Source organism: Belliella marina (assembly GCF_042682445.1).
GTDB lineage: Bacteria > Bacteroidota > Bacteroidia > Cytophagales > Cyclobacteriaceae > Belliella > Belliella marina.
In genome coordinates, this window is sequence record NZ_JBHUHR010000015.1 from 155,113 (window position 1) to 178,970 (window position 23,858).

25 protein-coding genes are annotated in these 23,858 nt (G+C 39.0%); 13 read left to right on the forward strand and 12 right to left on the reverse strand.

Annotated features, from left to right (window positions below):
- The first annotated feature begins 55 nt into the window (after positions 1-55).
- The 11 genes from ACFSKL_RS04955 (at position 56) to ACFSKL_RS05005 (ending at position 11,479) form a co-directional block, all read left to right on the forward strand.
- On the forward strand, positions 56-625 hold the full coding sequence (locus tag ACFSKL_RS04955; RefSeq protein ID WP_376884016.1) for a non-canonical purine NTP diphosphatase: 570 nt from the start codon (positions 56-58) through the stop codon (positions 623-625).
- Positions 626-644: 19 nt separating this feature from the next.
- Positions 645-1,259, forward strand: a complete 615-nt coding sequence (gene udk, locus ACFSKL_RS04960) for a uridine kinase (RefSeq protein ID WP_376884017.1) — start codon at positions 645-647, stop codon at positions 1,257-1,259.
- Between the two features lie 104 nt (positions 1,260-1,363).
- Positions 1,364-1,729: a hypothetical protein gene (locus tag ACFSKL_RS04965; RefSeq protein ID WP_376884019.1), complete on the forward strand. Its 366-nt coding sequence runs from the start codon at positions 1,364-1,366 to the stop codon at positions 1,727-1,729.
- 90 nt (positions 1,730-1,819) lie between these two features.
- Complete coding sequence (gene secDF, locus ACFSKL_RS04970; protein WP_376884021.1) at positions 1,820-4,801, forward strand: protein translocase subunit SecDF; 2,982 nt, start codon at positions 1,820-1,822, stop codon at positions 4,799-4,801.
- Positions 4,802-5,447: 646 nt separating this feature from the next.
- Positions 5,448-6,122 (forward strand): hypothetical protein, encoded by a 675-nt coding sequence (locus ACFSKL_RS04975; protein ID WP_376884022.1) that lies wholly within the window; start codon positions 5,448-5,450, stop codon positions 6,120-6,122.
- A gap of 26 nt (positions 6,123-6,148) precedes the next feature.
- A complete protein-coding gene (locus tag ACFSKL_RS04980) occupies positions 6,149-6,556 on the forward strand; it encodes a hypothetical protein (protein ID WP_376884024.1) in 408 nt (135 codons plus the stop codon).
- Positions 6,557-7,553: 997 nt separating this feature from the next.
- A complete protein-coding gene (locus tag ACFSKL_RS04985) occupies positions 7,554-8,318 on the forward strand; it encodes a sensor histidine kinase (RefSeq protein ID WP_376884026.1) in 765 nt (254 codons plus the stop codon).
- Positions 8,319-8,345: 27 nt separating this feature from the next.
- Positions 8,346-8,972: a response regulator gene (locus ACFSKL_RS04990; RefSeq protein WP_376884027.1), complete on the forward strand. Its 627-nt coding sequence runs from the start codon at positions 8,346-8,348 to the stop codon at positions 8,970-8,972.
- Between the two features lie 16 nt (positions 8,973-8,988).
- Entirely contained in the window at positions 8,989-10,017 is a 1,029-nt protein-coding gene (locus tag ACFSKL_RS04995) for a Gfo/Idh/MocA family oxidoreductase (protein WP_376884029.1), read from the forward strand.
- A gap of 61 nt (positions 10,018-10,078) precedes the next feature.
- A complete protein-coding gene (locus tag ACFSKL_RS05000; RefSeq protein ID WP_376884030.1) occupies positions 10,079-10,498 on the forward strand; it encodes an outer membrane insertion C- signal in 420 nt (139 codons plus the stop codon).
- A 270-nt stretch (positions 10,499-10,768) separates the two neighbouring features.
- Positions 10,769-11,479, forward strand: a complete 711-nt coding sequence (locus tag ACFSKL_RS05005; RefSeq protein ID WP_376884032.1) for an SAM-dependent methyltransferase — start codon at positions 10,769-10,771, stop codon at positions 11,477-11,479.
- 129 nt (positions 11,480-11,608) lie between these two features.
- Here the strand turns inward: ACFSKL_RS05005 and ACFSKL_RS05010 are convergent, their stop codons facing one another.
- The 3 genes from ACFSKL_RS05010 to ACFSKL_RS05020 all read right to left on the reverse strand — a co-directional run bounded on the left by ACFSKL_RS05010 (position 11,609) and on the right by ACFSKL_RS05020 (position 14,504).
- Complete coding sequence (locus tag ACFSKL_RS05010; RefSeq protein ID WP_376884034.1) at positions 11,609-12,751, reverse strand: cysteine desulfurase family protein; 1,143 nt, start codon at positions 12,749-12,751, stop codon at positions 11,609-11,611.
- A 76-nt stretch (positions 12,752-12,827) separates the two neighbouring features.
- Positions 12,828-14,216 (reverse strand): phosphoglucosamine mutase, encoded by a 1,389-nt coding sequence (gene glmM / locus ACFSKL_RS05015; RefSeq protein ID WP_376884036.1) that lies wholly within the window; start codon positions 14,214-14,216, stop codon positions 12,828-12,830.
- 57 nt (positions 14,217-14,273) lie between these two features.
- Positions 14,274-14,504 carry a hypothetical protein gene (locus tag ACFSKL_RS05020; protein ID WP_241275041.1) on the reverse strand — a complete coding sequence of 77 codons (231 nt, stop codon included), beginning with the start codon at positions 14,502-14,504 and terminating at the stop codon, positions 14,274-14,276.
- A gap of 70 nt (positions 14,505-14,574) precedes the next feature.
- Here ACFSKL_RS05020 and mazG point away from each other — a divergent pair, with 70 nt between their 5' ends.
- Together mazG and ACFSKL_RS05030 are read left to right on the forward strand one after the other, a co-directional pair.
- Entirely contained in the window at positions 14,575-15,375 is an 801-nt protein-coding gene (gene mazG, locus ACFSKL_RS05025) for a nucleoside triphosphate pyrophosphohydrolase (protein WP_376884038.1), read from the forward strand.
- Positions 15,376-15,734: 359 nt separating this feature from the next.
- Positions 15,735-16,328: a YceI family protein gene (locus ACFSKL_RS05030; RefSeq protein WP_376884040.1), complete on the forward strand. Its 594-nt coding sequence runs from the start codon at positions 15,735-15,737 to the stop codon at positions 16,326-16,328.
- 539 nt (positions 16,329-16,867) lie between these two features.
- Here the strand turns inward: ACFSKL_RS05030 and atpG are convergent.
- The 9 genes from atpG to ACFSKL_RS05075 form a co-directional block, all read right to left on the reverse strand.
- On the reverse strand, positions 16,868-17,743 hold the full coding sequence (gene atpG, locus ACFSKL_RS05035; RefSeq protein WP_376884042.1) for an ATP synthase F1 subunit gamma: 876 nt from the start codon (positions 17,741-17,743) through the stop codon (positions 16,868-16,870).
- A gap of 78 nt (positions 17,744-17,821) precedes the next feature.
- Positions 17,822-19,399: a F0F1 ATP synthase subunit alpha gene (atpA, locus tag ACFSKL_RS05040; protein WP_376884044.1), complete on the reverse strand. Its 1,578-nt coding sequence runs from the start codon at positions 19,397-19,399 to the stop codon at positions 17,822-17,824.
- A 32-nt stretch (positions 19,400-19,431) separates the two neighbouring features.
- Positions 19,432-19,992 (reverse strand): ATP synthase F1 subunit delta, encoded by a 561-nt coding sequence (atpH, locus tag ACFSKL_RS05045; protein ID WP_376884046.1) that lies wholly within the window; start codon positions 19,990-19,992, stop codon positions 19,432-19,434.
- Position 19,993: 1 nt separating this feature from the next.
- On the reverse strand, positions 19,994-20,488 hold the full coding sequence (locus ACFSKL_RS05050) for a F0F1 ATP synthase subunit B (protein WP_376884048.1): 495 nt from the start codon (positions 20,486-20,488) through the stop codon (positions 19,994-19,996).
- A gap of 84 nt (positions 20,489-20,572) precedes the next feature.
- Complete coding sequence (atpE, locus tag ACFSKL_RS05055; protein ID WP_014771320.1) at positions 20,573-20,833, reverse strand: ATP synthase F0 subunit C; 261 nt, start codon at positions 20,831-20,833, stop codon at positions 20,573-20,575.
- Positions 20,834-20,873: 40 nt separating this feature from the next.
- On the reverse strand, positions 20,874-21,893 hold the full coding sequence (atpB, locus tag ACFSKL_RS05060; protein ID WP_376884050.1) for a F0F1 ATP synthase subunit A: 1,020 nt from the start codon (positions 21,891-21,893) through the stop codon (positions 20,874-20,876).
- Between the two features lie 429 nt (positions 21,894-22,322).
- Complete coding sequence (locus ACFSKL_RS05065) at positions 22,323-22,592, reverse strand: AtpZ/AtpI family protein (protein WP_376884052.1); 270 nt, start codon at positions 22,590-22,592, stop codon at positions 22,323-22,325.
- Entirely contained in the window at positions 22,543-22,968 is a 426-nt protein-coding gene (locus ACFSKL_RS05070; RefSeq protein ID WP_376884053.1) for a bactofilin family protein, read from the reverse strand. Before ACFSKL_RS05070 ends, ACFSKL_RS05065 begins: the two co-directional genes overlap by 50 nt.
- 1 nt (position 22,969) lies before the next feature.
- The gene (locus ACFSKL_RS05075) at positions 22,970-23,842 is read right to left on the reverse strand and encodes a M23 family metallopeptidase (RefSeq protein ID WP_376884055.1); all 873 of its coding nucleotides are present in this window, start codon (positions 23,840-23,842) and stop codon (positions 22,970-22,972) included.
- Positions 23,843-23,858: the final 16 nt, after the last annotated feature.

The following is a 23,858-nucleotide window of genomic DNA, read 5'->3' on the forward strand; positions in this document are numbered from 1 at the left end:
ACAACTTTATAAGCTTCAAACACACTCGCATTCATAAAAACCCTAATTTTACAACATGAAAATCTGCTTTGCTACAAACAACAAAAAGAAAATAGAAGAGGTAAAGGCTGCCCTTGGAGACACTTTTACCATTGTTTCTTTGGAAGAAATAGGCTGTCATGAAGAGCTTCCAGAGACTGGTGACACGCTGGATCACAATGCATTTCAAAAAGCACGGTATGTGAAAGAGCATTATGGCGTAGATTGCTTCGCTGATGATACGGGGCTGGAAGTAGAGGCTTTGGATGGAGCGCCGGGGGTATATTCTGGGAGGTACGCAGGTGAACCTAGAAGTGATGAAAGAAACATTGATCTCTTATTGGAAAACCTGCAGGAAGCATCCAACCGGAAAGCAAAATTCAGAACTGTCATCGCTTTGATTCTAAATGGGGAAGAGCATACATTCGAAGGGGTGGCAAATGGAGAGATACTCAAAACGAGAACAGGGACCGGCGGGTTTGGATATGATCCAATCTTCCAGCCAGAAGGATATGGAAAATCTTTTGCTGAATTGAGCATGGATGAAAAGAATGAAATAAGCCATCGTGGCAAAGCAGTAAGGGCCTTAGTTCAATTTTTGAAATAATTCCCTAATTTTGCCATCTATGAGCAAACCTTACATTGTAGGAATTACCGGCGGAAGTGCATCTGGAAAAACCCTTTTCCTAGACAAATTACTCAACTCCTTTGAACAGGATCAAGTATGTCTGATTTCCCAAGACAATTACTACAAACCTAGACACCAGCAGCCTATCGATGACAAAGGTGTGCACAACTTTGACACGCCAAACTCGATTGACTTTGAACAATACGCCTTGGACATCAAAAAAATCCAAGCTGGTGAGACAGTCTATAGACAAGAATACACCTTCAACAATCCCAATAAAAAACCAAAAACCCTTGAGTTTGTACCTTCACCAGTCGTAGTGGTTGAAGGGATTTTTGTACTCTATTATCCTGAGCTGGCAAATCTTTTGGATCTGAAAGTCTTCATAGATGCAAAGGAATATATCAAACTAAAAAGAAGGATCGTCAGAGACAAAGTAGAAAGAGGTTATGACCTAGATGATGTACTATATAGGTATGAAAGCCATGTAATGCCTACCTATGAAAAGTACATTGAACCCTTCAAGCACGATGCAGACATCATTGTTCCCAACAACAGGAACTTTGACAAGGCACTTGATGTGATCAAAACTTATTTGAGGGCAAAATTCTAAATTCGCTAATACACTGAAATTTAACTGTTTAATTTTGTGAAAATCAGGTAATTTTTAGCCGATCAAGCTATGAAAGTTTCCTGTTTTTTATATATTTGCAGCCCGTGAGAAGAGAAGAACGAAATATAAGCCTATTGAAACAGCGCATCACATTGCTGATGGTGATGTTTTTCTGTATGCTTATTTCGGGTATGGAATACTTTCCAAATCAGGTTTCTGAAGACTCCAAAACCAATAGAGAAACAAAGACCGAAAAGGAAAGTCCTCAACAAAACCAAACTTTTTTGGATGTAGCAGTAGATGCAGTAGTTCCCTTTGTCACAAGCTTGGGACAGCAGACGCTTTACATCATCTATGAAATCATCAACTTTGAATCGGTTTCTATTTCGAAAACCGCCAACCAAGTCTTATTAAATCTAGAATTCAGGGAAATACTTTTTGAGAGGATAATTTCCACCAACGCTCCCTAATCCCAAAACCTTTGCCACCTTCATTGGATACAAAACTGTATCCATATCAATCTTTCATTTTAAAAATCAATCTATAATTATACAATTACTATGCGTAACCAAGGTGTTATTGTGTTTTTGACGGTAATCGTTACAGCACTATGTCTGTACTACTTGTCATTCACATTTGTATCCAGCAATATCCAGCAGAAAGCTGTAGAATATGCTACTGACGAAGTCGGGAATGTTGACTTCGGCAAAAAACAATCTTATTTGGATTCCATTTACAGGGAACCTGTTTACAAGTTTTTGGGAGCTGATTTCACATACAAAGAAATCAAAGAAACCGAACTTGGTTTAGGTCTTGATTTGCAAGGTGGTATGCATGTCACTTTGGAAGTGTCTCCGGTAGAGATTGTAAAGGGCCTCTCGGGAAATAGCAAAGATCCTATGTTCAACACTGCAGTTGAAGAAGCAATTGAATCAGCGAAGACTACCAATGAAAAATTTGTGGATGTTTTCTACAGATCTTGGCAGTCTAAAGCTGGCAACAAAAAGCTGAACACTGTTTTTGCTACTGCAGCTAACAGAGGTAGGATTTCCCTTGAAACATCTGACTCAGATATCTTGGGGATCATCGATGCTGAGATCGAGAATGCGATCGAAAGATCATTCAATATCTTAAGGACTCGTGTTGACCGTTTCGGTACTTCACAGCCAAATATCCAAAGGATCCAGGGTTCTGGAAGAATCCAGATCGAATTGCCGGGTGTAGACAATCAAGAAAGGGTAAGAAACCTACTCCAAGGAGTGGCGAAGTTACAATTTTGGGAAGTCGCAGAGATCAATGATTATGTAGCAGAGCTGGAAGCTGCAAATGCACTTTTGGTAGCTGAGGCAAAAGCCCAAAAAGCTGGAACCAGTGTGGAGGAAGTAGTTGCTTCTGAAGAAGAAGATGATGAAACACAAGAAGAAGAGGAAATCTCTTCCCTAGAGCAGCAACTTGCTGATGGTGACAGCACTACTGATTTCTCTTCTGAAATTTCTCCTATTTTTGCTTTGACAAAAGCAAATTATGGTTTGGTCTATGAAATAAGGGATACCGTAACGATCAATAGGATTTTTGCAAGAGAAGATGTCAAGTCTGTATTACCAAGGGATGTGAAGTTTTTGTGGTCAGTAAAACCACAAAAAGCGGATGGCATGGAATTGCTGGAGCTTTATGGAATCAAATTGACGAGAAATTCTGAGCAGGCACTTTTGGAAGGTGATGTAATCACAGATGCTGCACAAGAACTTGACCAGACTTCCAGACCTGCCGTTGGTATGCATATGAATGCTGAAGGAGCAAGAAAATGGAGAAAGTTAACAGCTGAAAGTATTGGTAAAAGAATAGCCGTTGTTTTGGATGACTATGTTTATACAGCACCTACTATCCAAGGCGAAATCCCAAATGGTCGATCTCAGATCACAGGAAACTTCACTTTGGAAGAGGCAAAAGATTTAGCAAACATCTTGAAATCAGGTAGCTTACCTGCCCCTACCAAAATCGTAGAAGAGGCTTTCGTAGGACCTACTTTGGGTAAAGAAGCCAGTAACCAAGGTGTGATTTCAATGGTTGCCGGTCTGGTGTTGGTAGTGCTTTTCATGATCGCATACTATGCCAAAGGCGGTTTTGTTGCAATTGCAGCATTGGTTTTCAATATCTTCTTTATCTTGGGAATCCTTGCCCAGCTTGGAGCAGCATTGACCTTACCTGGTATTGCTGGTATTGTGTTGACCATAGGTATGTCGATAGATGCGAACGTTTTGATATTCGAAAGGATCAAAGAAGAGCTTCGAAATGGATCTGGATTGCTTGTAGCCATCAATGAAGGTTACAACAAGGCATTCTCTGCAATCTTGGATTCAAACGTTACCACCTTCCTTACAGGTGCTATTCTTTATGCCTTGGGACAAGGTCCGGTCAAAGGATTCGCAATCGTATTGATGATTGGTATTGCATCCTCCTTCTTCTCAGCTGTATTTATCACAAGGGTGATTGTCTATTGGATGAGCAAAAAAGGTGGTGACAAGAGTTCTATTTCATTCGCTACGCCATTCGCAAAAAATGTGTTGAGCGAATTGAACATTGATTTCTTGAGCAAGCGTAAAGTAGCATATCTATTCTCTACAGGGTTTATCATCATAGGCTTGGCAGTGGCATTGATCAGTGGATTGAAATTCGGTGTGGATTTTACCGGAGGTAGATCATATATCGTAGAATTCAGTCAGCCGATAGCCACTTCAGACTTGAAAGTAGGATTGGACGGTGAATTTGACGGTTCTGTAGAAGTGAAGACCTTTGGCGGAAATAACATCTTGAAGGTCACCACGTCATACCTGATCAATGAAGATGACGATGCTTCAAATGCAGAGGTTGAACAAAAGGTAAGGGAAGGGATTGCTACGATTACCGGTCTTGCTTATACCAAAGATGCTACCAACCTTCAAGACAACCAGTTCTCTATCACCGGTTCATCCAAAGTAGGTGCAACTGTAGCAGATGACATCAAAGCATCCTCAGCAGAAGCCATGTTCTTTGCCTTGATCGCAATCTTCTTGTATATCTTATTGAGATTCCGTAAGTGGCAATTTTCACTTGGTTCTATCATTGCATTGATCCACGATGTATTCTTTGTAATTGCCGCATTTGCGATTGCAAGTGCATTGGGAGCCACATTTGAGATTGATCAGGTATTTATTGCAGCGATGCTCACGGTGGTAGGTTACTCCATCAATGATACCGTGATTGTATTTGATAGAATCAGGGAAAACATCGAAAGCCGAGGCACTTCCAAACTTGTAAAAATGTTCAATGATGCCATCAACCAAACAATGGCCCGAACATTGATCACTTCATTTACTACCTTGATTGTAGTGATTGTGTTATTGGTATTTGGTGGTGAAGTATTGAGAGGTTTCTCTTTTGCATTGTTTATCGGCGTATTGGTAGGTACTTATTCGTCTATCTACATTGCTACACCAATTGTAGTGGATTTGATGAAGCGTGAGATTGAAAACGAGGTGGAATCAGCCAAAAAGCCGGCATAAACCTGTTTTCTAAAAGAAAATGAAAGGGAGTTGAGCAATCACTCCCTTTTTTTTGTTTTAAAGGAAATTAATAAGGTTACTTCGTTCCATAAAGAAAGATTCAACTTCCCGAAAATATCGGGACAGGCACTTCGGTGTTGGGAGGAGTGATATCATTAGTTTCTTATTTCCTCCGCCTCCGCATTGTCATGCGGGGTTAATGATATTCATTCCCTTCGGGAATATGGGGTATCAAAAAATCAATAGTCTTATGGAAAATGGTGTTTTCTAAATACATTATTTAGAAAACACCTTAAAATTCCGCATTTACACCTTTTCCCGAATGGAACAAATTGATAAGCCGTATGCAAATACGGTGGAAAGAATGATTCTACTACACACATTCCAAACAACTCCAATGGTGATGATTTTCCACAATGTAAACGATCCGTTCCCAAACGGGAACAAATTTGATTAACCCCGAATGAAAATACGGTGGAAAAAATGACCCAACTGTACCTTATCCCCAACTCTATCGGAGTTGAATCTGGTAGAGAAATACAGTTTTATTAAACATCAAGGCAAAGAATCTCCAAAAAATACCAACAAGTTGGTATTTTTTGGGCTTTCCAAAGACCGTAGCTTTGTAGAAATAAATTTCTTTATCATGAACTCAAATTTTTATCTTATTTCTATTGGGATCAGCCTGTTTGCATCCCTGCTTTTTTGGGGAATCAAGAACAAACCACAAATCAAAAACCATGGAGTAATATTATCGATCCTTGCATTGGTTTTTGTAATGGAAACAGCTGGGGAATATACCGCTTCAAGGTCAATCAACAATTCCCTACTTTACAATATAGGCTGGGTTTACATTGAATCTATTCTCCTTATATTCTATTTCTACACCCTGGAGGATGATTCCAAAATGAAAAAGAAAATCCGTCTCTTGACAATCCCAATAATACTGTGGGGACTAATCAACACAATCTTTTTACAAGATATTACCAAAGAATTTCAATATTATTCCTTCCTACCATTTGCAACCATGATCTTATTTCTAAGTATTTACTTCCTGAAAAAGATTTTGGATCTTAAAATATTCGCTGAAAAAAACCTCTTGGAAGTCCCCCATTTTTGGATCATTTGTGCTATATTATTTTTCTACATAGAAGCCACTGTGCTTTTCGGAACTTATCAGTTTTATCCTGACATAGTCAAGGAGAATGTCTCGCTCTTCTTTTCTTTTAACCGAGTTTTGGCAGGTATTATGTACCTAACATTTGGCATTTCATTTTTTATTCCCTTATTTATGTACAAAAGAAATTCGCAAGCCTATTAGGCTAAAACCACCTAAATTCAATTAAAATGAACAGAGAAGAACTGAAAAAATTTAGAGAGTACTATCGAAAGCATGGAAAAATCAATAAGCCAGGTTTAGATTTCCGAGGTGAACCTATCAAAGAGCAAACCGATTGGGTTTGGTTTGACAGGGAAACAATAGAAAACGCATTAAAAGATGCTGATCCAGACGGGAAAATTGGCGGACTGAAAATGTATTTCGGCCAGTATGACAAAGAAACTATAAGGATGATTCCTGAAGATCGCGAAAAAAAAGAAGCGTATATTGGAAGAATTTCATTAGTTTTGAAACCATGTAATATGACTGGAGAAGGTCTTGAGGAAGTGAAATCATGTGATGAGAATGGCGATGATGATGATGACGATGATGGATTGAGCTGGAATGGGGGTAGGATTTGTCCGCCAAATTGCTGATGTAATAGTATAATGGAAATAATAGATTGGTATAATGGACTAATTTTAATGGGGTTGCTTTTAAGCACACCCCTCTTTTTTTTTAAAATATCATACAAAAAACAGCATCTCATTACTTTTCTTATTCTAATAGTTGCAACTATGTTAGAGTTTTATGGCACATACACCTACTTAAGAAAAATAAATAATACAATAGCCTACAATCTGTTTTTTGTCTATGCAGAAACTTTACTTATTCTGTGGCTTTTTTCAAGTATTCTTAACACAAAAAATTCTCTTAAAGCCATTAAAATTGTTTCTTTGACTTATATTATTATAGGTCTAACTTTCACTCTCTTAACAAAAGATCTAGATTCATTTCACTCATTTCCTTTTTCCGTCGGATGTTTTGTAATAATTACATTCAGTATTTATTTTTTCTCAAATGTATTTGTCAAAGAATGGTATACAAATGAAAATTTATTGGCTAATCCAATATTTTGGATTGTTACATTTGTGTTTCTCTTTTACTCCGCGACTTTTTTATACTTTTCATCTCTTAATCTATTAATTTCAGTTGACCCACAATTAAACTACATTCTGGGGACTCTAAATAGAGTTATGGCTGTACTTATGTACTTAGGAATGGGCTTTTCATTTTATATCCCTATCCTAGTTCATAGAAATAAAACTTCTAACTAGAATTCATTATTAAAAAAAATATTCTATCAACCTTCTTGTAATTTCCTGAAATTCCAGTCTGACTCAATATGATGACCTACAGTAATACTATTAGCCAAATTTAACACTTGGAATTAGGGAGATAATCGTTCACAATCAACATTTCATTGTCAATACCAGTCAAAAAAATGCAGGAAACATAGTGATAAGTTGTTACTTGGCAATAAAGCAGATATACAGAATACTCAAATAAAAAATCATATTGACCTAAAATTTTAATAAAAATTGATTCTTCAAATGAATTTTTATTAAATTTCTGACATACAAATCATTCCTGATGACTGAGCCTACACCTGATATTTTCTTTGTGATCCTTTCCGGTTTTTTTTTGATGGTTGTGATGGTGACCTTTATTGTAACATTGGTTCTAATCCATCGAAATCGACAAATCCAAAATCGGAGAAAACTTGAAAGCATCAAAGCTGATTTTGAAAAAACCATTTTGAATGTAGAAAAAGAGATCCAAGAAGAAACACTTCAGCATGTGGGAAGGGAATTGCATGACAACATTGGACAATTGCTATCACTCACGAAACTCACCCTCAACAGTTCCAAACCTGAAAAAATCCAAGAAGGAAAACAACTTGTCAACCAAGTCATCGGGGAAATACGAACACTTTCCAAAACGTTGAACCTGGATTGGGTAACCACCATAGACTTGGAAACCTATATCCAAAGGGAACTTACGAAACTTGAGCAATTGGACTTCTGTAAAGTCGAATTTGTGGTCGAGGGAGAGGATTTTGGCCTTGAAAATTCAAAAAAATTGGTTTTGATCAGAATCATTCAGGAATGCCTTAACAATGCCATCAAACATGCCAAACCAGATTTGCTATCAATAAAACTCCGCCGTACCGAAAAAGCCACTGAAATAACCATTGCCGACAATGGCATTGGCTTCGACACTTCAATCGAAAAAAACGGTTCTGGATTGTACAATTTGAAATCCCGTATGAAAACTATTGGGGGAGAAATAAAAATAATTTCTTCAGAAGGAAATGGAACTCAAATCAATCTTTTATTGCCTAATTCAATTGCATAAGTTATCTTTTGGGATATTACCCGAAAAATGATCAAAATAGCAATCGCGGACGATCATAAACTGTTCGCAAAAGGACTCCAAAGCCTACTGGAAGAGGAAGAGGATTTCGAAGTATGTGGGACTTTTATCAATGGTGAAGAATTGATGAGCTTTTTGGCATACAACAGCGCCCATGTTGTCCTCACGGACATGAACATGCCTATTCTCGACGGAGAAGGCGTGATCAGTGAAATCAAAACCTATTATCCCAGAACCCGTGTCATCGTCATATCCATGTATGATGATGAGGCTATATTCAAGAAATGCCAAAGACTTGGAGCAAGTGCCTATATCTTAAAAGACGCTGATCCTGATGAACTCATCTATACAATCAGGGAGGTAATGGAAGGAAGTCATGTGATGAGTTTTCAGAAAGTACTCCTGCAAAACAAAGATGATGAATTTGATGACTCTTTCAAGCAAAAATTCAAGCTGTCCAAAAGGGAATTGCAGATACTAATCATGATCAAAGATGGCAAAATCAACAGGGAAATTGCCGAAGAATTGCACTTAAGCCAACTCACAGTGGAATCCCATCGCAAAAAAATCAACTCCAAACTAGGTGTGAGTTCTGCATTGGAACTAGTAAAGAAAGCGATTGAAATGAATATCTAAAAATTCAGTCTAAAAAATGGAAAAAATAAAAACAGCCCTGGTTGGATTCGGTTCAGTTGGAGAAAAAACACATGCCCCACTGATTTCAGTTTGTGAATACCTGGATCTCGTCGCTGTAGTAGAAAGAACCAAAGAGAAATCGAAGGAGAAATATCCAGAAATAAGCATTTTTAGAAGCCTTGAGGAATTGCTTGAAGCAGATGTCGCAGACCTCATTGTGATAGTCACTCCAAACCACCTGCATTTTGAACAGGCAAAATCATGCTTGGAAAAAGGCAAACATGTATTGGTAGACAAACCTGTCACCTTGACCTCTAAAGAAGCCGAAGAGTTGAAAAATCTGGCTGAAAGTAAGGGGGTGTTGTTATCGGTCTTCCAAAACAGAAGGCTGGATGGTGACTTTAAGACAGTACAACAGATCATCAAAGAAGGGGTCCTGGGAAGACTTGTTCATTTCGAATCACATTTTGACCGCTTCAGACCTAATCTTACAGACAATTGGAGGGAAAAAGACATCCCCGGAAATGGGATTACATTTGATTTGGGGACACATTTGATTGATCAGGCTTACCTTTTGTTTGGCAATCCTGAATGGGTCTATGCAGACATTCGATCCCAAAGAACTGATGCGATTTCCGATGATTATTTCGATATCACCTTAGGATATGATACTATAAAAGTAAAGCTCACGGCAACTGTACTTTCCAATGCCCCAATGCCAAAATTTTTGCTTTTGGGAGAATTGGGCTCATACTCCAAATATGGACTCGATGTACAAGAGAAGGCCCTCAAAGCCGGGGAACTACCTCATGGTAAAGATTGGGGAATAGAGCAAGAGGCAGCTTGGGGCACAGTGTTCTTAGAAAATACAGCTTATAAATATGAAACCCACAGAGGGGATTACAGGTTGTTTTATACAAATATTGCCAAAGCAATAGCTGGTACAGAAGAACCTGATGTCAAAATAGATGAGGCAATTGCAGTTCTTAAAATCATCGAAGCAGCTTTCCAGAGCAACAAAAATGGAAAGAGAATTTACCTTTGACTTTTGATGGGTTTTGGCAGAGTCTTTGTAAAAACATGCTAAAACCAATTATTTACAAACTATGAAAAAGTTAATGTTATTTTCCATGCTGTTGTTTTTTGCAGCAATTTTAGAATCCCAAGCCCAAATTAGTGCAGGTGTTTACAGATTGAGTTCTGCTACATTTGCATCAATCGGTACGGATCCAGAGAACAAAATCTTCGGTGAAGCAAGAGTCTCTACAGGAGGTAACGTAGGTATAGAGGGCACTTTCGGGTATAATTTCGTCCAAAAGGATGAAGTAAATTTCTACAGTGGCTTCCACCTTGGTACGGAAGGCCGCAGGGATGGGGTCTATTTGGGCATCCCATTGGGAGTCTTGGTAAAGCCATTTTCAAATTCCAGAAACTTTGGTTTCTTGCTTGAAGCTTCTCCAATTTTCCCAACCGAATACGGAAATTACTTCAGGGCGGGGATAGGCCTGAAATATACATTTAGATAAAAATTTAAGTCAACGGTCAACAGACAACTGTTTTGGTGATCGTTGGCTGTTTTCCAATTCACATATTTTTGTATTGAATTGTTAATGTATCTACATGTTCTTAGGCTTTTTCCCAACGGAATGACTATTAACCAATCACAAATCAGCTCAATCACCTAGTAAACAGCTTGATTTTCATAAACCACAAAATTGCTCACTGAAGGAAGCATGGTCTTGGACTGTTGTCCGTCAACTGTTGACCGTTGACATTTTTATAGCCATCTTTGCAACATGAAAGGCAAACTCTATCTAATCCCATCTAGTCTAGCTGAAAATACTTCACAATCAGTCATGTCTCCACAGATAAAAGAGGTGGTCAAAAACACCAAACATTATCTTGTAGAAGAACTGAGGACAGCAAGAAGATATATCAGCAGCCTTAAACTGGGCATTGTGATAGAAGATTTACATTTGGAAATACTGAATAAAAAAACGCGAACCCCGCAACTTGCAGAACTGATGCAACCAATCCTCAATGGGCAAGATATGGGAATCATTTCAGAGGCAGGTTGCCCCGGAATCGCTGACCCAGGGGCCATTGCCGTTGCATGGGCACATGAAAAAGGTATTCAAGTAGTACCACTTTCTGGACCAAGCTCGATGTTTCTAGCCTTAATGGGATCGGGCTTCAATGGACAATCTTTTGCTTTCCATGGCTATCTCCCTATTGACAAAAAAGACCGGATTGCTGCGATCAAAAACTTGGAAGCAGAATCTATCAAGAGTAACCGAACCCAGATTTTTATGGAGACCCCATTTAGGAACAATCCACTTTTTGAAGATTTGAAAAACACACTTCATCCAAACACAAGACTGTGTATAGGCAAGAACCTGACTGGTGCAGATGAATTTATACAAACAAAGACAGTACAGAATTGGAAAAAGACCAAAATCGATCTTCACAAAATCCCTACTGTCTTTATCATTTATGCTGGATATTAGTCCTGCTTCTTGAAATTAATGCTTGAGGATCGAAACCTGACTGTTTTATACGGTTCAGAATGTGTTTATTGATTTTCTGATCATTAAGCCTGTCAGGTTTATGTCATTTATAAACTTTACAAAGTAGAGTTAGGCAATAACGCTGTATAACTCTTTCAATACCCTCACTGTATAATCTATATCATCAGCTGTATTGAATCGACTGAAAGAGAACCTTACGGAATCCCTTTCGGCACTTGCACCCAGAGCTCTTAGCACATGGGAACCTACTGTAGCACTACTGCTACAGGCTGAACCACCAGAAGCAGATATCCCATGTAGATCCAGGTTGAACAGCAGCATCCCGCTATTCTCTTCCGATGGGGGCAAACTCACATTCAAAACTGTATATAAACTCTTGTCCAGATCAGCTGACAAGCCATTGAAAGCAACACCCGGGATACATTCTTTCAGTTGATCAATAAATCTACTCTTCAAGCCCTCAACATGTTTGCGGTGTCCATCCATGTCTTCATAAGCCAATTCCAAAGCTTTGGCTATACCAACGATACCTATTACATTTTCGGTCCCACCACGCATATTCCTTTCCTGCGCACCTCCATAAATGAATGGCGTGATTTTCTTGTCTTTTCTAACATATAAAAAACCAGAACCCTTTGGCCCATGGAACTTATGTCCACCAGCAACTATGGAATCTACAGGGAGACTTTTAAGATCATGGACATAGTGTCCCATGGTCTGCACAGTATCAGAATGAAAAAAAGCACCAAATTCTTTTGACAAATTTCCAATTGCATCCAAATCATTGATGTTCCCAATTTCATTGTTTGCATGCATGATAGACACCATGCTATTTGGATTGGATTTCAGCAGCTCCTGTAGATGATCAAGGTTCAACGCCCCATATTTATCAACTTCTACCTTGCTCAGTTTTATAAATCCTTTTTTCTCGCATTCTTCTAAAGTATGCAGCACAGCATGATGCTCAATAGGGGAAGTAATGGCATGTTTTATTCCATGTGTATGAATCCCGCAAACGATCGCCGTATTATCAGCCTCTGTACCACCAGAGGTGAAAAATATCTCCGAAGGAGAAGCATTCAGCAATTCCGCTACCTTCTTTCTTGATTTCTCAATGGCAGATCTCACCTCCCTACCATGGCTGTGCACGGAAGATGGGTTGCCATAGTGCTCTTTCATATAAGGAATCATCGCTTCAATGACACGATCATCCATGGCTGTCGTAGCGGCATTGTCTAAATAAACTTTCATTCTTCTTTAATATTTGGGCTGTAATTTTAATATTATACTGGCTTGATCACATACTAGGATTAGCAGATCAGTATATTCAAGAAGCAGTTACTACCTCTTTGATGTCTTGCATGATCTTTTTTGCCAAATGCTCGGCAGTAGCCTGGCTTTCCGATTCGGAATAAATACGAATGATAGGTTCTGTATTCGATTTTCTCAAATGAACCCATTCCTTATCGAACTCAATCTTCACTCCGTCGATATCATTGATTGGCTGTTTGGAGTATTTCTTTTTGATCGCTTCCAATACAGCATCTACATCAATCTCAGGTGTCAGTTCTATTTTATTTTTGGAAATATGATAACCAGGATAAGTCGCCCTCAATCTTGAAATTGACTTTCCAAACTTTGCCAAATGTGTCAAAAACAAACCAATACCAACCAATGCATCCCGTCCATAATGGGACTCAGGATAGATGACCCCTCCATTTCCTTCTCCACCGATCACAGCATTGGTTTCTTTCATTTTGTTCACTACGTTCACTTCTCCCACTGCCGCTGCTTCATAGACTCCTCCCCGCTTCTCTGTCACGTCCCTCAATGCTCTTGTGGAGCTCAAGTTTGAAACTGTATTGCCTGGAGTTTGGGAAAGCACATAATCTGCTACCGCCACCAAAGTATATTCTTCACCAAATGGAGAACCGTCTTCATTCATAAAACACAGTCTATCCACATCAGGATCCACTACGATTCCAAGATCAAATTTCCCCTTTTTCAATTTCTCTGAAATGTCCCTAAGATTTTCAGGCAATGGCTCAGGATTGTGTGGGAAATGCCCATCAGGTGTACAGAACATTTCTTCGATATGCTCTACTCCCAATGCACGCAACAATTTCGGCAATGCAATTCCACCTGTAGAATTCACACAATCGATCACAACTTTGAAGTTTCTGGCAGCAATCGCTTCTTTATCCACCAATTTGAGCCCCAGCACATGCTCCACATGCCTATCTATATAATCATCAATAGTCGTATAAGAGCCAAGCTTCTTTACTTCCGCAAAGTGATAATCATCCTGATCCGCTTTGACCAAAATATCTTTCCCCTCTGCATCTGAAATAAACTCTCCTTTGTCATTCAATAGCTTCAGTGCATTCCATTGCATGGGGTTATGACTTGCTGTAAGGATGATTCCACCACCAGCTTTTTCCAAAGGAACTGCCAACTCCACAGTAGGAGTAGTACTCAAACCCAAGTCGATCACATCTATACCCAAGCCTTGAAGTGTAGCGGATACAAGCTTGGAAACCATCTCACCGGAGATCCGAGCATCTCTGCCGATTACAATTTTGGGATTATTGGTGTTTTGAAGGACCCAAGAACCATAGGCTGCTGAAAATTTCACTACATCTAGAGGAGTCAGACCCTCTCCAGGTTTGCCCCCAATGGTGCCACGAATACCGGAAATCGATTTAATTAAAGCCACTTGAAATGTTTTAGGTGATATTGAAAAAACCCAGCTTACTGGATGGTTAAAAGATATTTATTTAAATTTCGCCAACACTTTGTCAACCTCATTGTCTGGGTTGCCACAGCTACTGTCGGCATCTACTGTTTTCCCACAGTAACTGCAAGTCCCACCATCCTTATTCAAATAAGGGTTTTGGGAAGCACAAGTACCTTTGAACTCGCCGTTTTTTAGGAATATAAGCCTGACTGACATCATGATGAAAAACAGTGCCACAAATGCCAATGTCAAATATAGAGTTGCCATATAGAATTAATTTTTACAAATTTACGCAATACTTTCAAAACCCCCATACTTTCCAATTAGTTTCCCTCCTATGCCTGAATTATCAAATAGAAAACAGCAGCTTGAAGCTTTCGATCGCTTATTGACTATCATGGATGAACTGAGGGAACAGTGCCCATGGGACAAAAAGCAAACTATTGAAAGTCTCAGGCACCTGACCATAGAAGAGACTTTTGAACTTTCAGATGCGATTCTGGAAAATGACATGGATGAAATCAAAAAAGAACTTGGTGACATTCTTCTCCACATTGTTTTTTATGCAAAAATAGGCTCTGAAAAAAAATCCTTCGATATCAGCACAGTCATAGATAGTCTTTGTGAAAAACTGATCAGAAGGCATCCCCATATCTACAGTGATACCATTGCCGATGATGAAGAGGCCGTAAAGCAGAATTGGGAAAAAATAAAGCTCAAAGAAAAAGGCAATACCTCAGTCTTGGGAGGAGTGCCTAAATCCCTACCAGCACTGATCAAAGCCATGCGAATTCAGGAAAAAGCTAGGGGAGTTGGATTCGATTGGGAAGAGAAGAATCAGGTTTGGGAAAAAGTGGAAGAAGAAATGCAGGAATTCAAAGCAGAATTCAATGTGGCAGGAGACATGGAGATCGATCACGAAAAAGCCACAGGAGAATTTGGCGATTTGCTGTTTTCATTGATCAATTATGCGAGATTTATAGAAATCAATCCTGAGGAAGCATTAGAAAAAACCAATCTAAAATTCATCAAAAGATTTCAATACCTGGAAAATGCAGCCAAAGATTCTGGCAAAAAAATCGAAGACATGACTTTGGCAGAGATGGATGTCTATTGGGAAGAGGCTAAAAGGAGGTGATTGTTTTGTCAAAAATAGAGATTTTGGAGGTTTTACTTTGATATTGGTTGATATTAGATCCGCCCCGGCGGACAAGTTATTTATTGATATTTAAGCATTTATGTTAAAAACTAAGTTTATTCTGATGAAATGGTTTCTTCAAATATATTAAGATGATTGAAAAACATAAATAAGGGGCTATCTAAAATCTTCCACACACAAATGTAATTCAGATCGATTCGTAGGGGCGTAGCCCTGAAATCTAAAATGAGTACACCTGAACAAATTAAACATCAATACAGACATAATTTTACATAACCACATTAAACTAAATCGCATTTCCATAGTCTAAGTGAAATAATTTAAACCAATCAATAAATATGAAATTAATCACATCATTGGTCCTTTCTTTGGGGCTACTTTCCAGTATTCTATTTTCCAGTACAGAAATTGAAAAAGTTGCAATCAACAAAACAGAAAGTTCGGTTAGCTGGAAAGCCAGCAAAGTTACTGGGGAGCATTTTGGGAAAGTAAATATTTCTGATGCTAACCTAGATTATGAAAGTGGCAAAATCTTGGGAGGCTCTTTTGAAATCGATATGACAAGCATCACAGTAGAAGACATCAAAGATGCCAATTCCAGCCAAAGACTGGTAAACCATTTGAAATCCGATGATTTCTTTTCGGTAGAGAAACACAAAAAATCAACTTTCACCATCACTGAAGCGACTTCCAGCAATGGCAAAGATTTTCAAATCACAGGTGATTTGCTAATTAAGGGAATCAGCAGTCCGGTGACTTTCCCAGCAGAACTGACCGAAACAGGCAACAAAGTAGTAGCAATCGGAAAAATCACATTTGACAGAACAAAATATGATATCCAATACAGATCAGGAAGTTATTTCGAGAATTTGGCTGATAAGCTGATCTACGATGAAGTCACTTTGGATGTAAAATTGGTTGGGACGAAGTAACTGTAATATGATATTTGTTGGTATTAGATATTGACAGATACTGGCTACTCCATTATCTAAAGAGTAACAACCATCTATTATTATTTTAAAATTAAAATTGAGGCTGTCCTAGAAGGACGGCCTTTTTTGATCTCTATACAAAAGCGTAGACAAAAATTTCCATATTATAAAACTTGCTTTGTAACGGTTATCTGGGGCGTAGCCCTGTTATCTTCGTAGAAAAAATATATGCGAAACCGAATTTAAGGGGCGTAGCCCTGTCATCTGAATGTATCAAATTAATTTTAAACCTGAGAGCTGATGGGAATTTGAAGAAATCAGGGCTACGCCCCTCTTTTGAATTACTTGCCACTTCGTTTTCTACGAAGAATTCAGGGCTAACGCCCCCTTGTGTAAATCAAGAAGCAAAGGTAATTTTTATAACAAATATCAAGTTTCAAACCTAAAATATGAATCTCTCCCAACTAAAAAACCACAAACTTCTCAGCTTGTGGTTTTTTATATCTGTAAATCTAAAATCTTAGATCTTAATTCTAAAATTACTTCCCTCCAAGGGCATTTGCTCCAGCTACAATCTCTAGGATTTCGTTGGTAATGGCAGCTTGACGTGTTCTATTGTACATCAACCTCAATTCTTTCAATAGTTCTCCAGCATTTTCTGTCGCTTTGTCCATAGCTGTCATTCGAGCACCATGTTCAGACGCATTGCTTTCCAATACCGCTTTGAAGAATTGGATCTTCAATGAAGTAGGTACAAGTTCTTCGATGATATACTCTCTGGAAGGCTCAAGGATATAGTCAGTATCTGCTCCTTTTGTTTCATTCTCTTCGGCTTCAGAAATCATCGGCAAGAAGTTTTCTGTAATCACTTCTTGTGTTGCCACATTCTTGAAGTGGTTATATACCAAGACAACTTTGTCGTAATTTCCTTCTGCAAATTCAGCCATTGCAAATTCAGCTGCCAGCTTCACATTCTCAAAAGAGACATCAGAAAATACCTGATAGTAAGTATCAATTACATTGTATCCTCTTTTCTTGAAAAATTCAAATGCTTTTTTGCCTAAAGGAAGGATTGTGATATTTTTTCCAGCAAACTGATTGTTGACAGCAAAACTTGAAGCCTTTAACACATTTGTATTGAAAGCGCCACAAAGTCCCTTGTCGGAAGTGATAGGTATTACAAGCACATTGTTGATTTCGCGTTTTTCAGCAAAAACAATATCAGCTTGTCCGTCACTTGCGGCAGAAACATTATTCAGAATAGCAGTCAATTTCTGAGAATAGGGACGCATCTGTGTGATTTTGTCCTGGGCTCTTCTCAATTTTGCCGCAGCCACCATTTTCATGGCTTTTGTGATCTGCTGCGTAGAGACTACCGAATTGATTCTTTCCTTTACTTCCTTTAAATTAGCCATATATTATTGTGATATGGAGAGGTATTTTTATAAAAACATACTTGAAAATCCCTTTTCAAGTATGTTTTGATCGATTAATTACTTAGCGTATTTTGGAGACAACTCTTTTGCAGCTTCTTCCAACAACTTACCTGCTGTATCAATGTCACCTTTTTTGATCGCAACCAAAGCTTCAGGATAACTAGCAGCCAATAGTAAATAGAATTCTTTTTCGAATTGTCTTGCTTTTTCTACAGGAACATTGTCCATCAAACCTTTTGTAGAAGCATAGATAATCGCTACCTGATTCTCAACTGCTACTGGAGCATATTGAGCTTGCTTCAAGATTTCCTGGTTTCTTCTACCCCTTTCGATTGTTCTCTTTGTAGAAGCATCTAGGTCAGAACCGAATTTAGAGAAAGCTTCCAACTCACGGAATTGAGCTTGATCCAATTTCAAAGTACCCGCTACTTTCTTCATAGACTTGATCTGTGCAGATCCACCTACCCTAGATACTGAGATACCTACGTTGATCGCAGGTCTGATACCTGAGTTGAATAGGTTTGTTTCCAAGAAGATCTGTCCATCAGTAATGGAAATCACGTTCGTTGGGATATATGCAGAAACGTCAGATGCTTGTGTTTCGATAATCGGAAGTGCAGTCAAAGATCCGCCACCCTTCACCAAATGCTTGATAGAATCAGGCAAGTCATTCATTTCTTGGGCGATTTTGTCAGAAGCATTGATTTTCGCAGCTCTTTCCAACAATCTTGAGTGAAGGTAGAATACATCACCAGGATATGCTTCACGTCCTGGAGGTCTTCTCAATAGTAGGGAAACCTCACGGTAAGCTACAGCTTGCTTAGACAAATCATCATATACAACCAAAGCAGGTCTTCCTGTATCACGGAAGAATTCACCAATCGCAGCACCAGTAAATGGAGCAAAGAATTGCATTGGAGCTGGATCAGCAGCAGAAGCAGATACTACTACAGTGTATGGAAGTGCACCACCTTTTTCCAAAGCAGCGACAACACCAGCAACAGTAGAAGCCTTCTGACCGATGGCAACATAGATACAGAATACAGGTTCCCCTCTATCGTAGAATTCCTTTTGGTTCAATATCGTATCGATAACTACGGCAGTCTTACCTGTCTGACGGTCACCAATAACCAATTCACGCTGACCTCTTCCGATTGGAATCATCGCATCAATTGATTTGATACCTGTCTGAAGTGGCTCGGTTACAGGCTGTCTGTAGATTACACCTGGAGCTTTTCTTTCCAAAGGCATATCATAAAGTTCACCTGCCAAAGGTCCTTTTCCATCGATTGGGTTACCCAAAGTATCCACAACACGGCCAAGCATACCTTCACCTACATTGATAGAAGCGATTTTTTTGGTTCTCTTTACAGTGTCACCCTCTTTCACTTCTTTCGAGTCACCGAACAATACGGCACCGACGTTATCTTCTTCCAGGTTAAGCACCATTGCTTTGAGTCCGTTTTCAAACTCTAACAATTCACCAGCCTGAGCTTTAGAAAGTCCATAGATACGGGCTACACCATCACCTACTTGAAGGACGGTACCCACTTCTTCCAATTCAGCCTCAGTTCTGACACCAGAGAGTTGTTCTCTCAATATTGCCGAAACTTCGTCAGGTCTTACTTCTGCCATTATCGAATATGATTAAATGTTATTGCTATGATTTATATTTTACTTTCGTAGTGATTGTAGGAAAACTCCAAGCGAAGTGCTTTCAACTTGCTGCTGAGAGATTCATCCAGTTGCCTGTCATTTACTTTCAAGACAAACCCTCCGATGATATCTGTATCAATTTTCTCTACCAATTCAATTTTGTCCAGTCCGGAAATCTCTTTCACCACGCTCACAAACTTGCTTCTGAGTTCGTCTGTAATTGGGAATGTAGTCGTAAGGTCTGCTACCTGGATTCCTTTGTGGAGATTATATTGTTTTTGAAATTCTCTAGCGATATCCACCAAAAGATCCGCTCTGTTTTTTCTGGCCACAATACCGTAAAAAGCCATCGTCATTGCATTTGATGATTTCTCAAACAAAGCAGTCAACACCTTCAACTTCTTGTCGAAATTGATAATCGGGCTTTTTAGGCTCAAAGCAAATTCACGGTTGGCAGTAGCCACCGCAGACAATTGCTTCATATCTGCCAAGACTTCTTCAAGCACACCTTTTTCATTGGCCAGCTCAAGAAGGGATTTTGCGTATCTGGTAGAAACTCTAAATTCAGACATCTTAGTTCAAGTTAATATCTTTGACCATTCCTTCTACAAGCTCTTGCTGAGCTGCTTGGGACGAAAGATTTTTTCTCAATAATTTATCTGTAACTTCCAATGTAAGCTGTGCGACTTGGTTTTTCACCTCAGTCAATGCCGCTTTTTTCTCATTTTCAATTACAGCCTTTGCATTCTCGATCATTTTGGCTCCTTCGGAGATAGCTGCCTGTTTTGCATCTTCAATCATTTTTGCAGAAGCTTCATTGGCAGTTTTCAAAATGTTATCTCTTTCGATTCTTGCTTCTTGAAGCAATTTCTCGTTTTCAGATTTTAGGTTAGCCATTTCAGCTTTCGCTTGCTCAGCTGCCTTCAATGCATCGTCAATGCTCGATTCTCTTTCTTCCAAAGCCTGAAGGATAGGTTTCCAAGCAAACTTCATCAAAATAAACAACAAGGCTAGGAAACCGATAAGTTGCCAAATGATAAGCCCCGAACTAGGTAGTATAAGATCCATGTATATTGAGAGTTATATTTTCAATTTTTTGTTCAAATAAAGAGAAGGGACTGGCCAATCGCCAATCCCTCTTTTCTGTTGTTCTTAGAAAGTAAGACCACCTGCGTTCAAAGCAATAAGTAGACAAACTACTACTGCAAACAGGGATACTACCTCAATAAGAGCTGCAATGATCAACATGGCAGTCTGAACTTTACCAGCAGCCTCAGGCTGACGAGCAATAGATTCCATAGCCTGACCACCAATTCTACCGATACCTAGACCTGCGCCTATCGCTACAATTCCAGCACCGATACCTGCACCCATAAGTGCCAATCCAGCAGACAATAATAATGAAGTTAACATACGTGTGTATTATTTATAAATTGAACAAAGAAATTCCTAATTAATGATGCTCATGCTCGGCTACTGCACCACCGATATACATCGCGGTGAACAAGGTAAACACATAAGCTTGAATCGTTGCTACCAACAATTCGATGACATTCAAGAAAGTCACCATCAAGGTACTCACTACCCCAATAGCATAAGACTCAAATATGAATACCAATGCAATAAAAGCCAAAATCACAATGTGTCCCGCTGTGATAGCCACAAAGAGACGGACCATCAAGGCAAATGGCTTGGTAAACAAACCAATGATTTCGACCGGTACTATTACCAACAACAATGGAATAGGAACCCCTGGAGTCATAAATACGTGCTTCCAGTATTCTTTATTGCCGTTTACATTGACCAAGATAAAGGTCAAAACAGCGAGCGTAGCAGTCACTGCAATATTCCCCGTGAGGTTGGCTGCTCCTGGCATCAAGCCCATCAAGTTACCTATCCAAATGAAGAAAAATAGAGTAAGTAGGTATGGAACAAATTTCTTGTACTTAGGGCCAATTGCTTTGTGGGCAATTTCATCTCTTACAAAGATCACAATTGGCTCAATGAATGAAGCGATTCCCTTAGGGGATCTCACACCATGTTTTTTGTAATGACTTGCAGCTGACAATACCAGATACCCCATCACCAATATTACCAAAAACAACATGGCAACATTTTTCGTAATGGAAAGATCTGTAAAGCTCCCGCCATCTGCTCTATGCAAATGGTCATGCTCATCGATAAAATAACCATCCTTGCCATGCGCCTCCCCAAACTTGTGGGTATCGTGGTCTTGAAAATCCGAAGACATGAATATGTCCAAACCGCGATCTGCAGAGTATATGATAACTGGTAATGGCAGCGTCACATGTGTATGCCCGAAAGTAGCAAAATGCCACTCATGGGAATCCTTTATGTGATGCATAATAAATCCAGTCTTGTCTTCATCACCACCACTGGCAAAAGTGGGAGTTGAAAACGTCAGCAAAAAGGCTGTAAATAAAACACTTAGGCAAACAAACTTACGGAACATCAAATCGAATTTTTATGACCTATTTTGAATTCGGGCGCAAATTAGCTATTAACCCGTATATATCAAATATTAAGTAGAACAAATAAATAACAAAGAAATTAGCAACGAACAGAATTATATTCTCGACATCCAATAATAGATAGATTACAATGAAACCCAAACTCGCCAAAAATCTCAAAGCTGTTGCCCCAAGAAGGATATTTGGAGAATTTTCTTTGCTTAGCTTTATCAGATAATGCACAAAGGTACCTGTGAGCCAAGTCAATAAAGCAAAAAAAGAAAGGACCTTCCACACTGACGGATGAATCCAATTCGGCTGGATATAATTTTGAAGGGCATAGATGATACCTGCCAAAACGAGAGTTAGCGCCAAAATCCTTACCGTAAATATTTTTATGCTTGACATGATATCTGAACGAGGGCGCAAAATTAAGAATTTTTATTCTTTTCTTCTATCTTCTCGTCATTTTTAAGTGATTGAAAAAGTTGATAAAAAGCCAAAGTGATCGAAAGGAAACAAAAAAGCAAAAGCCAAACGGGAAATTTCATTTGGCTTTTTTGTTGAATTATCCATCCCAGCCAAGTTCCAAGACCTATTATGGCAAAAAGTTGAAAGGACAACCCTATGTATTTTACGTACACGGGAAATTTATCCTGTGACAAGTTCTTTTTCTGATTCTTCAAGTTTTCCTTTTCCATTGACTGCTTTTGGGGTGATTTCCCCCATCTCACATTTTCCGTTGAAGGTGGCGCCGTTTTCGACTACCAATTTCTGGGTATAGATGTTTCCGTTGATCAAAGCGGTTTTTTTCAAGTATAAAACCCCAAAACAATGGATCTCTCCTTCAATCTTGCCTGAAATCTCAGCCTCTTCTGCTTTTAGGTTTCCTATGACCAAGGCAGATTCTCCAATCACTATTTTGTTTTTGGAATCCAATGTCCCCTCTACTTTTCCTTCCACCCTGATGTTTCCTTGTGCCTTGATATCTCCTTTTATCCAGGTTTCTTTCGAAATCACATTGCTGGAATTAACCATTTCCGCAACTGATTTTTTATCTTCTTGCTTGTTGAACATACTAATTAAATGTGATAAATTCTTGGGGATTTAGTGGGCTGCCTTTGTACCATAGCTCAAAATGCAAATGCTGCCCTGTAGTCAATTCACCTGTGTTGCCGATGATAGAAATGATCTCTCCTCCTCTGATGATATCTCCTACAGATTTCAATAATACAGAATTATGTTTATAAAATGAAATTAATTCATTTGAATGCTGTATACCAATCACATATCCAGTATCCAAAGTCCATGAAGACATTATGACGGTGCCACCTGCTATTGCTTTGACTGGTTCATTTTCACTGGCGACTATATCTGCCCCAAAATGACCAATTTGGGGATCAAAGCCAGATACGACCACCCCTTTTAGCGGAGGAAAAAAATAAGTCTCCGTAAATGTATTTGGCATATAAGAACTCGGCGAAGTGAAGTCCAGAGGAACTCCCCTAAACTCCATCTCGATAGCTTTGGTGGATTCATTTTTCTCGAACAGGTCTATTTTATTCCCTGAAGCACCTACTCCATCAATACTGATTGAGTCTTGCGTGTAGGGATTTCCATCTGCCTCCCCGGTTATGATCCTCTGGATGTTTTTGACATACATATCTTTTTGCTTCAAATCCACCATCAGGGAATCGACAATCTCGGACAGCTCTACTATTCGGGTCATGTTCTCAGTCTCTAGATACTCAGGGTCAAACCAGGCCTTCAGGAATGTCTTGGAGGCAACTAGGGACAACCCAAAAGTGACGAATAAAAAAAGAAATATTATCAAAGCAATCTTTACTTTTGTAATACTCAATGACGAGATGACAGAAAAATCCTCTTCTTTTCTGATTACGAAGAGAAACTTTGTATCGATCCAACCTCTCACTTTATCTTTTAGTCCCAATCTATTGTTGATTTTA

Excerpts from the sequence above, each read along its gene's own strand:
- ACFSKL_RS04955 (WP_376884016.1), top strand. The coding sequence starts at position 56 with ATGAAAATCTGCTTTGCTACAAACAACAAAAAGAAAATAGAAGAGGTA.
- udk (WP_376884017.1), top strand. The coding sequence starts at position 645 with ATGAGCAAACCTTACATTGTAGGAATTACCGGCGGAAGTGCATCTGGA.
- secDF (WP_376884021.1), top strand. The coding sequence starts at position 1,820 with ATGCGTAACCAAGGTGTTATTGTGTTTTTGACGGTAATCGTTACAGCA.
- ACFSKL_RS04975 (WP_376884022.1), top strand. The coding sequence starts at position 5,448 with ATGAACTCAAATTTTTATCTTATTTCTATTGGGATCAGCCTGTTTGCA.
- ACFSKL_RS04980 (WP_376884024.1), top strand. The coding sequence starts at position 6,149 with ATGAACAGAGAAGAACTGAAAAAATTTAGAGAGTACTATCGAAAGCAT.
- ACFSKL_RS04985 (WP_376884026.1), top strand. The coding sequence starts at position 7,554 with ATGACTGAGCCTACACCTGATATTTTCTTTGTGATCCTTTCCGGTTTT.
- ACFSKL_RS04990 (WP_376884027.1), top strand. The coding sequence starts at position 8,346 with ATGATCAAAATAGCAATCGCGGACGATCATAAACTGTTCGCAAAAGGA.
- ACFSKL_RS04995 (WP_376884029.1), top strand. The coding sequence starts at position 8,989 with ATGGAAAAAATAAAAACAGCCCTGGTTGGATTCGGTTCAGTTGGAGAA.
- ACFSKL_RS05000 (WP_376884030.1), top strand. The coding sequence starts at position 10,079 with ATGAAAAAGTTAATGTTATTTTCCATGCTGTTGTTTTTTGCAGCAATT.
- ACFSKL_RS05005 (WP_376884032.1), top strand. The coding sequence starts at position 10,769 with ATGAAAGGCAAACTCTATCTAATCCCATCTAGTCTAGCTGAAAATACT.
- ACFSKL_RS05010 (WP_376884034.1), bottom strand. The coding sequence starts at position 12,751 with ATGAAAGTTTATTTAGACAATGCCGCTACGACAGCCATGGATGATCGT.
- ACFSKL_RS05020 (WP_241275041.1), bottom strand. The coding sequence starts at position 14,504 with ATGGCAACTCTATATTTGACATTGGCATTTGTGGCACTGTTTTTCATC.
- mazG (WP_376884038.1), top strand. The coding sequence starts at position 14,575 with ATGCCTGAATTATCAAATAGAAAACAGCAGCTTGAAGCTTTCGATCGC.
- ACFSKL_RS05030 (WP_376884040.1), top strand. The coding sequence starts at position 15,735 with ATGAAATTAATCACATCATTGGTCCTTTCTTTGGGGCTACTTTCCAGT.
- atpG (WP_376884042.1), bottom strand. The coding sequence starts at position 17,743 with ATGGCTAATTTAAAGGAAGTAAAGGAAAGAATCAATTCGGTAGTCTCT.
- atpA (WP_376884044.1), bottom strand. The coding sequence starts at position 19,399 with ATGGCAGAAGTAAGACCTGACGAAGTTTCGGCAATATTGAGAGAACAA.
- atpH (WP_376884046.1), bottom strand. The coding sequence starts at position 19,992 with ATGTCTGAATTTAGAGTTTCTACCAGATACGCAAAATCCCTTCTTGAG.
- ACFSKL_RS05050 (WP_376884048.1), bottom strand. The coding sequence starts at position 20,488 with ATGGATCTTATACTACCTAGTTCGGGGCTTATCATTTGGCAACTTATC.
- atpE (WP_014771320.1), bottom strand. The coding sequence starts at position 20,833 with ATGTTAACTTCATTATTATTGTCTGCTGGATTGGCACTTATGGGTGCA.
- atpB (WP_376884050.1), bottom strand. The coding sequence starts at position 21,893 with ATGTTCCGTAAGTTTGTTTGCCTAAGTGTTTTATTTACAGCCTTTTTG.
- ACFSKL_RS05065 (WP_376884052.1), bottom strand. The coding sequence starts at position 22,592 with ATGGAAAAGGAAAACTTGAAGAATCAGAAAAAGAACTTGTCACAGGAT.
- ACFSKL_RS05070 (WP_376884053.1), bottom strand. The coding sequence starts at position 22,968 with ATGTTCAACAAGCAAGAAGATAAAAAATCAGTTGCGGAAATGGTTAAT.